Consider the following 8289-nt stretch of genomic DNA (forward strand, 5'->3'; position numbering starts at 1 on the left):
TTAAGCTGCTCCACCTTCCTGTCTTCTTTTTCCTGGTTCCCTATGTAGAGCCGAATTTCCCGTTCTCCTACTCCTACCGTGCTTACAAAATATCCTCTCGCCCAGAAACTCGCTCCTGTTATTTTACAAACTTTTTCAAAATGTTTCGCTATCTCAATAGCGCTTTTTCCTTTTAAATAGCCCACTACTTCTGCCACCCCATATTTAGGTGGAATCGACAGTAACATGTGCACATGATCCACACACAGGTGCCCTTCCAATTTTAGGGAATTGTCAAACTGCAGGAGCCCCCCGGCTTAGCCGGGGGATCACGTCAAGGATTTGACTGGTGGGGAGGGCGGCCCAGAAGGAGTCCGTTCCGGCGGGAGTTGGAAAAGGCATTTCCCCCGCCGTCGATATGGATGGGATTCACCCGTTTTCCCGGTATGTTGAAAAAAGGCCCTTGGCGGTTTGTCGCTAAGGGCCTTTTGGGTTATCCGTTTGGTAATTTGTATTGCCGTGGTCGGGCTATGCTTCCACAAGCTCCACGGTGCTGTAAGCGTCTTGGATTTTGAACACCAATCTGCCGATACGCCGCAATTCCCGGGCCAGCGTATGCATCACCACGCCTTCCACCTTGGCCTCGGGGTTCATCAGTTCCAGAAGATCCGCGAAGGTTTCAAGCGAAGAGAGCGCTCTGAACAGCAATTCCCGCATTTCTTCGGCGTCTTCCGCTTCCAACAGTTCTTTTTCGCAGCGCACAGCCAAGGGAGGAAATCGATAGTGGCGGATTTCCTCTTGGATTCGCTCTACCTTCGCAGGCGCGGGGTGTTCTTCGCAAAATAGAAAACTCCGGTTGCTCAAAACCGTCCTTGGAACGGCGGGCATATTCCCGGCAAGCCGGTCTTGTATTAGCCCACACCCGGAGAATAAGGCAAAGGTTACGCCAAAACGGAGGCGTAAAAAAAGCCACTCTAACGGGACGGCGGGCCGCCAAGGAATAAAGGTGTTTTGAAGCACCTTTCTAAAAATACACATAGAAAACCGATGAAGTCAAGAAACGCTTCGGGAGTGGAGTGCCTTCCCACGCCGGGCTGCAATCATTGTATGGATCCAAAAGAAATGGTTCCCTCGTAGGAATACCACAACTGAGACGGATTCAAGGCACATCCCACTCAACAGGCTTCCGATAAAAGACGAAAAAAGATACTCCCCCTCCCTTCCATTACGCCGCACAAGCGTTTCCTTTGGCGGCAAGGCCGCCAAAGGAAACGCGCCGCCGGGTCAAGGGGGCGCTGCCCCCTTGCGGGGTCCCGAGGGGCAGAGCCCCTCGGCGGGGTCCGGGGCAGAGCCCCGGAAAAAGGGCAAACAGGGTTACTTGGAAGGTTCACTTTCGCGCTGGGAAACGTAAAGGGACTTGTCGTCTATGTTCAGCACCGGAAGGAACTGCCCGGCCAGCGCGTACAGCCGATAGGCTCCGACGATCTCGTTCCCGCGCGCCGTGGCTTCCTGCGTAGCGGAATTGAAGAGCTCGCTCTCAGCGTCCAGCACGTCAAGCAGGCTGCGCTGCCCAAGGTTGAACTGCGCCAGATAAGCATCCCGCGTCTGCGTGTTGTAAACGACCGCTTCCTGATAATACTTCCGCTGTTCAATGGCGGCCATGTAACGGGTCCACGTGTCCGCGATTTCGAGATTCAAATCATCAAAGAAGTTATAGGCGGTCTGACGCGCCTGACGGATGCGCGACTCGGCGGCTTCCGTCTCGGCCTTATCCGCACCGCTGTTGAACAGGTTCCAACGCATGGTCGCCATGACGTCGAAACTCGACGTCCAATTGCTCCCCCTGCCGCCGCGATCCGAATAGTTCGGCCCAACCTCAAGATTGATCTTCGGATGGTAGGCCGACTGTGCAAGTTCCTTCTCGCCGCGTGCCGCCCGGATGTCCGCAAGATACGCCTTCAGCTTGGGGTTCCCTTCCTCAGCCGCCTTCATCACCGCGTCGGGGTCGGCAAACATCCCTTCAGGGACATATACTTCCGCAAGCGACGGGGGCACGGGCTTCCCGGTCAGCCGGATATAGGAGGCCTCGGCTTCGCGCAACGAAGCCTCGGCGTCCGTCAGGGTGGACATGGCGCGGGAAAGGCGGCCTTCCGTCTGGGTCAGGTCGGCCGTCGTGGATGCCCCGAGGTTCAGGCGCTCGCGCTGCGAAGCGAGGATTTCCTTATGCCGCGCCACATTCTCCTGTGCGAGGCGCAGGATTTCACGCCGCCGCAGGTAGTCCACATGGGCGATGAGGCCATCCAGACCGAACGAGGTAGCGTTGTCGAACACGCGGTATTCCATCGATTCAACGGTGGCTTCTCCAGTACGGACACGGCTGCGGGTGGCGAAGCCGTCCCACAGGGGCTGGGTCAGGGTAATGCCCACGCCGCTCGCCGCGTACATGCCCTTATCCGAACCGTAGGAGCGCGTGGTATCGTCGCTCAGGCGGCTGGCGCCGTAGCGCCCGGTCGCGTCCACGCTCGGCCCCCATCCGGCCTTTGCCCGGCGCAGTTCATAGCGGGTCACATCCAGATTTTCCTGAATGACCTTGAGTCCCCGGTGGTGGGCGATGGTCTCGGCCACGGTTTCCCGGACGGTGACAGCACTTTCCCGCACGGGCGCGGAAGTCACGGCGGCGTTGGAGGTCGGAGCGGCCGGGGCATTCGTCATTCCGCCGAGACACAGCACCGCCGTCATAAGGATCATCGCAAAGGCTCTACCGTACATATTTTGCTCCTCCGGAGGGCAACTCACCCTCCTGCGTGGCACTCACCCACGCGCTCACTCGGGACATCCCCCAAGCGTTTTCCTAAAAAACCGTACCGCGCACAGGCGGATCGGCGTTTCCCTCGACAAGCGCCCTCTCCTTTCGAAAGACGGGAGGGCTTGCTACGCCACCCCCTCATCCTCTTCAGGCAGGTTGGCGGCGACCCTGTTCCTGCCCGCTTTCTTGGCTTTGTAGAGAAACGCGTCGGACACCTGCACAGCCCGCCGTATTTCCGCATGACATTTCCGCGTTCCGGCGTAATCGGCAGCGACGACTTCCGTCACCCCGAGGCTGATCGCCACCCGGATCTCCTCCCCTCTGGTGGAGATCGGTTTTCCCGCGATGCTCTTGCGCAGCCGTTCCGCAACCAATGCCGCCCGGATCACATCCGTATCGTATAGCATGACGAGGAACTCTTCCCCGCCATACCGGCAGCAAATATCTTCAACCCTGAGGCAGTCCAGAAAGCGCTGCGCCACCACGCGCAACACCTCGTCCCCCGCCTCATGGCCGTGCCGGTCGTTGACCTTCTTGAAATGATCGATGTCCGCCATGATAAAGGAAATGCTCTGCCGCTTGCGGCTTGCGCGGGCAAAGCTCTTTTCCGCCAGCGCGAGGAAGCCGCGCCGGTTCGGCAGGCCCGTCAGCATGTCGGTCAGGGACAGGTTCCTGTACTTCTCGATGAGCCTTCTGTTTTCTTGCAGCGTATTGCCGATAAGCTCGAAGTACGTCCCGAGGGCCCCCAGGCGGGGAAGTTCCGGCGTGTCGCCCTCCGCGAGTTCCTTGATCCCCCGCTCGACCGCCTTGAGCCTATCCATGATGTCCTTCAAATACGTAGCCATACAGCCGCAGTTTTCGAAATGGACTCCCAGTTCCCCGTGCGCGATGGATTGCGCGGCCCGGCGCAGTTCGTAAATCTGGAGGCAGAGCTCACGGATCTCCCTATCCTGCACAGGTATTTCGTCGACGATGCGGACCGTACATCCGCTGTCGTTCACGATCCGCGAAATGATCTCAAGAAGCTTAGGCAGAGGTAGATTCGAATACATCGTTTCCCTCCGCGAGTTGTATTTGTTGGGCGCGCCAATGGCTGTAACGGTCCATCAGGAAAGCAATATGCCTTGGTAACAGGGTATTTTTATTGTGTTTCCCAAAAACGGTCTTCCGGGCGTTCCGGCGTATGGAGAGCAGCTCGGATCGCCTTTCGAGCAACAGGGTTATGAGCATGACCCAATTCATCCTGCGCCCGGAGGGGTACAGAAAACCGTTCTGGCCGTCGCTGAGGACTTCGCGGACGGCTCCGGTGTCGGGCGCGAGCACGACGCACCCGCAGCTCATGGCCTCCAAGAGTTCGGAAGGCAGCATAAAGGAAATATCTTTGCAGAGATGCAGCGAGGAGACACACAACAGGTCGCGGTAGGCTCCCGGAGGGAGGAAATCCAGCAGGTGGATCCGGCCCCTCATGCCGGAGGGAAACGCCGCCATGCTTTCCCGGAGGCTATCGAGGCGGACCTCCTTGCCCGTGCTGATAAGAACCACATGGCAGTCCGGCCGCGCCGAGAGCAGGGACGGCAGCTCGCACCAGAAACCACCCTCCCGCAACCGGGCGGCGTCCCGCACGGAAAGGGTCACGATCTCTTGCCGTTCCGTCAGTTCGCAGTCCCCGAAACTGAATCGGCTGGCGGGGGCCGGAGCGAAAAACTCCGTGTCCACACACTTCCGCAGTACGGAAATGAACCCGCGCATCCCTTCGGGGTATTGCTCCCGTTGCCATTCCGTCGTCGTAAAATGGCAGTTACAATCAAAAAAGTTTTTCGCTTGCAGCGTGTTGCGGATATTGCGGGGGGCCAGGGGGATGTCGGGCATGGTGCTGAGAGGATAGCGGGTCTCGGCCTCATCCCGAAAATACCAGTCGGCATACCCGACAAGGAAAGCTTCCGGGAACAGGTTCCGCACAAACAGACCGTTGCCCATAGAACCCGACAGGATCACCATGTCGGGCTCAAACCCTTCCGCAAGCACGCCCATGAGCGACGAAGCCGTGGCCCGGCCGCGCAAATAGGCCATGGTCCAATCCCGTTCCCCGGCGTCAAGGGCGGGGGTCGATATCGATGCCACAGCCTTCTTCCTGTCCTTGGGCTTCTTCAGAAGAACCCTCTTGACGCCAGGGAGCGAGAAATCCCGCCTCCCGTACTCCGACGCGAACAGCACCTCGTTGCCCGGCAGTGCGGCCAACGAGGCGGCCATCGTCCCCAGAGGTCCGGGAAAAGTATAATTCAAAAAGAGGATACGCATAGGCCCTTCGGGCATCCTCCCGGATTGCGCGGTATAGTCGATCCGGGAGGATGCGTGTATGTTACTGCGCGTTTTCCAGAATGAACTTATGGAGCATCGCCTGATCGTCCGTGACGGTTTCCGGCGTGAGGCCATGCACTTGGATGGTAAGGCCCGCATCCGCATTCACGAAGGCGTCGTCCTGCTGTATCCATGCATCGGTCAACGTCAGCGTTTCCTTGTCCCCGTCAAGGCCGAGCACTATGCCGTACTGCTTCAGCGCGGCCGTATCCGTAAGCGACAAGGCATGGTCCCCGGAAATCAGAACTTCCACATTTTGGACGATTGGGCCATTATTCGGATCGGTGTTCCGCAGCAGCTCGTCGAGGCTCAGGTTCTTGTTGTCGGTAATCAGGAAGTCGATGCCGTCGCCGCCGTCCACAAGGAAGTCGGAGGAGTCGTACTTGATGATGTCGTTCCCGGAGCCGCCGAACAATATATCCTGTCCCTCTCCACCGTCGAGGTAATCATCTCCGCTGCCGCCGAAAAGGACGTCGTCTCCAGAGCCGCCGTACAAGTGGTCATTGCCGCCCAGACCGAAGAGGACATCGTTCCCTTCGCCACCGAACAGCCAATCGTCACCGTCGGACGAGTTTTCCAGATGCTTTTCCGACCAGTCCGCAAGCTCATGCAGCTTGGCGCTATCGTGGCCCAGATTCAGGATGGCATCGCTCAGGGATGCCGGAGTGACCCCGTGTGAGCCCCCCGTAAGAGTGCCGAGTTCCTGCGCGAGCCGGTGCAGGGTATCGTCTGCGCCTGAAGTATTGCTGCCGTCGCCGATGAGCAGATCGTTGCCGCCCTGCCCATACATGACGTCATTGCCTTCCCCGCCGATCAGGGCATCGGGCATGTCCGGCTTGCCCTCGTTGGCGTTCGGAACCAGCGCGCTGCCTATTTCCTCAGGATGCTCGCGGACGTAGTCGATAACGTCGGCCGTGCTCGGATTGAAGCCGAGCTGCGCCTTCACATACTCCGCGAGGGAGACGGTGGCCCCACCCACGCTGAACTGCGCGGTGTCTCCGAAGACCACGTCATCGCCCTTGTTGGCGAAGATGGTGTCCGAAACGGGCTTCGTCACCGTGGACGAAGCGATGGCGTCATACAACGCATCAGCACTCTCGATCTGATCCGCACCATCCGTGTTGTCGAACTTGTTGAGCACGTCGAGGTTGTTCGTGCCATTCCCAAGGATGCCTATGGCGTGAACGTCGACCGGGTGGACACTGTCGTCGATAATGCGGTCATAGACGGCCTCCGCCCTCCTGACGGGATCGCCCCAACCGTTGGCCGTATTAGGATCACCGTCAGTAATGAAGTACAGCCTGTTGGCGAAGTCGTTGCCTTCCACTGAGTTGAACCACTGTTGGGCACTCAGAAGCGGATCTTCGTAGTTTGTCGAGCTGTACAGATCCGTAGACTTCAAATACCGATTGATGATTTGATTCAACTGGGCTTCGGTCGTCGTACTGGTCAGAGAGAAGCTCTTGTCGAGATTGACTTCTCCGGCGAACTTGACGAGCTGAATGTTGATGACGGCATCGGTTCCCTTTATGTCGTTCCACAGCTTCGTGATGTACTGGGCAACGGCCTGCTGGGCCGTGTCATAAGAACATCCCTTCTCATACTTATACGCGCACTCACCATTCTTCTTCCATGCGCCCATTGACCATGAGTTATCCAACACAAATGAGATGTTGTAACTCATAGCGACGTTTTCCGTCGTCGTCGCGCCTTGCAGGAGGTCGTCGCCGATGGAGCCCGCGCCGGTCGTAGCGGTCACGTTGACGGTGATGTCTGCGCTGTCGGTCGCGCCGTGCCGGTCTTCCACCCCGTAGCCGAACCGGATCGATTCACTGTTCATTCCGGTATTCGTAACCGAAATCGTGCCCTTCTGCCAATCGATCGAGATCTTCGTCGTCTCGTTGTACGAGATGTCCGTGGAAGCATCATGGGAAGTATATGTCTTACCGCCTATGGTGATCTCCGTGATATGCAGGCCGTCCTTGGACACGGACGCGTCATCCCTGTCCATGTCGTTGTGCAACAGATCCTCAAACGTGATCATGATCGATGTACTCGGCACCTCTCCCGAGGGGACCGTGCTGCTGATGACCACGTTGTCGGGCGTGAAGACATCAGCGGTATGCTCCACTTCAATGGATGCGGACCCCCTAAGATCCCCGCCCACGGCCAAACCGCCGCTCACCGTGAAATCCTCTCCGGCGTGCACATTGCCCGTGACATACAAGAAGCTGTTCGCGCCGAACCCTTCACTGTTGATGGAGAGGTTGCCGTTGACGATGGTGACGCAATTCAGGGGCGTATTCCCCAGCAGCAAACTGTTTAAATCACCTTCGATGTACAGCAGCAGGTTGTGTTCCGAGGCGTACTTGACCGCGGCCTGAACCTGATCAGCACTCGTCCCGGAGGAAATCTTCAACGTGTAGATGTGTGCGGCGTCCTTTAAGGTATCCAGTGTCAGGTTGTTGCCGCCCAGATCCGAGAAGAACTTGCCGAAAAGGTCACCCGCAACCCCATCTTCCAAAACTGAGAACGCGTCATCCTGCTTGTCCGTCATCCATCCGGTATGGATACTGTCGCCTACAGTACCGCCCACCGTAATGATGCTGTCCCCGAGCACCGCGCTCGCCGATGCGGAGATGATGCTTTCTCCGGCCACGGCCTTGTCGATGTCATAGATATTGTCCGCCGCTTCTGGAGCGGTATTGGTGACGGCGATATGGACCGTATCGGTTGCGGTATCCAGATCTCCGTCCGTGGCCACCACCTTGAGATCGCCGCCAAATCCTTCCTTGACCTTGGTCGAATCATATTCCAGCGTATAGGAATACTGGAATTCATTGCCGTCGGTCCCAGTCTGGACGACGGTTATGGTGTAGAGGCCGTCCGGGTCCGTATACTGCCAGTTGCCTTCAACGTTCTTTTCGAGCGCATGCCCGTCGAACGTGAACGCCGCGTCCCCCGGCCCGTCCGCACCGAAATGCACCATGAATGTATCCGTAATGCTGCCGCCCTCAGAGTCCGCAGCGTGTTCGACTCGATCGCCCTGAACAGTCAGCACGGGCGCGTCGTCAAGCGCGTCCACGGTGATTTGGCCGGTCGCCGTGCCGCCCGTGGTCGTGATGCTCACGTCGAACGCGTCCGCG

General features: G+C 58.2%; 5 protein-coding genes and 1 pseudogene. All 6 read right to left on the reverse strand.

The features are described from left to right. Positions 1-257, reverse strand: a pseudogene (gene tnpA / locus T370_RS0119835) (IS200/IS605 family transposase); the annotation flags it as partial. 250 nt (positions 258-507) lie between these two features. Continuing rightward, on the reverse strand, positions 508-747 hold the full coding sequence (locus T370_RS0119840) for a hypothetical protein (protein WP_211250539.1): 240 nt from the start codon (positions 745-747) through the stop codon (positions 508-510). A gap of 606 nt (positions 748-1353) precedes the next feature. Further along, on the reverse strand, positions 1354-2748 hold the full coding sequence (locus T370_RS0119845; protein ID WP_016360965.1) for a TolC family outer membrane protein: 1395 nt from the start codon (positions 2746-2748) through the stop codon (positions 1354-1356). Positions 2749-2910: 162 nt separating this feature from the next. Continuing rightward, a complete protein-coding gene (locus T370_RS0119850) occupies positions 2911-3837 on the reverse strand; it encodes a GGDEF domain-containing protein (RefSeq protein WP_029436767.1) in 927 nt (308 codons plus the stop codon). Further along, positions 3812-5083, reverse strand: coding sequence for a glycosyltransferase (locus tag T370_RS0119855; protein ID WP_051643919.1), 1272 nt, complete (start codon positions 5081-5083; stop codon positions 3812-3814). The genes T370_RS0119850 and T370_RS0119855 overlap by 26 nt, the downstream gene beginning before the upstream one ends. 61 nt (positions 5084-5144) lie before the next feature. Next, the coding region (locus T370_RS0119860; protein WP_029436769.1) for a VWA domain-containing protein at positions 5145-8289 on the reverse strand (3145 nt) is incomplete at its 5' end.

This window comes from Bilophila wadsworthia ATCC 49260, assembly GCF_000701705.1.
GTDB lineage: Bacteria > Desulfobacterota > Desulfovibrionia > Desulfovibrionales > Desulfovibrionaceae > Bilophila > Bilophila wadsworthia.

Bases quoted from the DNA above. Each gene is read 5' to 3' on its own strand.
- T370_RS0119845 (WP_016360965.1), bottom strand. From the start codon at position 2,748: ATGTACGGTAGAGCCTTTGCGATGATCCTTATGACGGCGGTGCTGTGT.
- T370_RS0119850 (WP_029436767.1), bottom strand. From the start codon at position 3,837: ATGTATTCGAATCTACCTCTGCCTAAGCTTCTTGAGATCATTTCGCGG.
- T370_RS0119855 (WP_051643919.1), bottom strand. From the start codon at position 5,083: ATGCGTATCCTCTTTTTGAATTATACTTTTCCCGGACCTCTGGGGACG.